Source organism: Mesorhizobium sp. M4B.F.Ca.ET.017.02.2.1, assembly GCF_003998955.1.
Lineage (GTDB): Bacteria > Pseudomonadota > Alphaproteobacteria > Rhizobiales > Rhizobiaceae > Mesorhizobium > Mesorhizobium abyssinicae.
This window is the reverse complement of sequence record NZ_RZOF01000610.1, coordinates 1-1,400: the sequence shown is the minus strand read 5'-3', so window position 1 is coordinate 1,400 and position 1,400 is coordinate 1. Positions and strand designations below refer to the sequence as shown.

At 67.4% G+C, this 1,400-nt stretch carries 1 pseudogene; it reads right to left on the bottom strand.

Annotated elements, in window-relative coordinates:
• Positions 1–1,400 (bottom strand): annotated as a pseudogene (locus EN738_RS34295) (glycine dehydrogenase (aminomethyl-transferring)); the annotation flags it as partial.

Below are 1,400 nucleotides of genomic sequence, written 5' to 3'. Positions count from 1 at the left end.
GGTCTTGTGCAGGTTCATATGGCAGACGTCGGCGCCGATGTCGGCGGGACGGGCGAGGGCGACCAGGGCGTTGAGGTTGGCGCCATCGAAATAGACCTGGCCGCCATGTTCGTGGATGAGGGCGCAGAGGTGGCGCGCGCCTTCCTCGTAAACGCCATGCGTCGAGGGATAGGTGAACATCAGCGCCGCGAGATTTTTGGAATGCTCGTTGGCCTTGGCCCTCATATCGTCCATGTCGATATTGCCGTCCTCCAGGCAGCGCACGACGACGACGCTCATTCCCGCCATCGCCGCGCTTGCCGGATTGGTGCCATGCGCGGAGGAGGGGATCAGGCATACGGTGCGATGGCTTTCGCCGCGCGAGCGGTGATAGGCGCGGATGGCGAGCAGTCCGGCATATTCGCCCTGGCTGCCGGCATTGGGCTGCAGGCTGACCGCGTCGAAGCCGGTGATCTCCGACAGCCAGCCCTCCAGTTCGCCGACCATGGCGCGATAGCCTGCCGAATGGCTGGCAGGCGCGAAGGGATGCAGGTTGGCGACGCTCGGCCAGCTGACCGGCATCATTTCGGGCGCAGCGTTGAGCTTCATGGTGCAGGATCCCAGCGGGATCATGGCGCGGTCGAGCGCAAGGTCTTTGTCGGCCAGCCGGCGCAGGAAGCGCATCATGTCGGTCTCGGAGTGGTTCTCGTGGAAGACCGGCTGGGTCAAAAACTCCTTGCCGCGCGGTTTACCCGGCACGGTGCGATCGGCCGCCGCGGCGGCCTTGGCGCCGAACAGCGCGGCGATCGCCTCGAGGTCGGCCTCGGTCGAGGTTTCGTCGAAGGCGATGCCGACATGGTCGGCGTCGATGACGCGCAGCAGCCGGCCGATCTTCTCGGCGGCGGCGGCGATCGATTTCGCCTTGCCCTTCACTTCGACCGTCACCGTGTCGAAGCGGCTGGCGCCGAGCACGGAAACACCCGACGCGGTCAGGCCGGCAGCCAGGCGGCTGGCGAGCCCATGGATGCGCTCGGCGATCGCCTGCAGGCCGGCCGGACCATGCCAGATCGCATAGGCGGTCGCCATGTTGGCGAGTAGCGCCTGGGCGGTGCAGATGTTGGAGGTCGCCTTGTCGCGGCGGATGTGCTGCTCGCGCGTCTGCAGCGCCAGCCGGTAACCGGGACGCCCCTTGCTGTCGGTCGACTGGCCGACGAGGCGGCCAGGCATCAGCCGGGTCAACTTGTCGGAAACGGCGCAATAGGCGGCATGCGGGCCGCCAAAACCCATCGGCACGCCGAAGCGCTGCATCGGGCCAACGGCGATGTCGGCGCCGAGCTTGGCTGGCGTGTCGGTCAGCGTCAGGCCGAGCGGATCGGCGATGAAGATGACCAGCGCGCCGGTGGCGCGGGCTTTCTCGATCG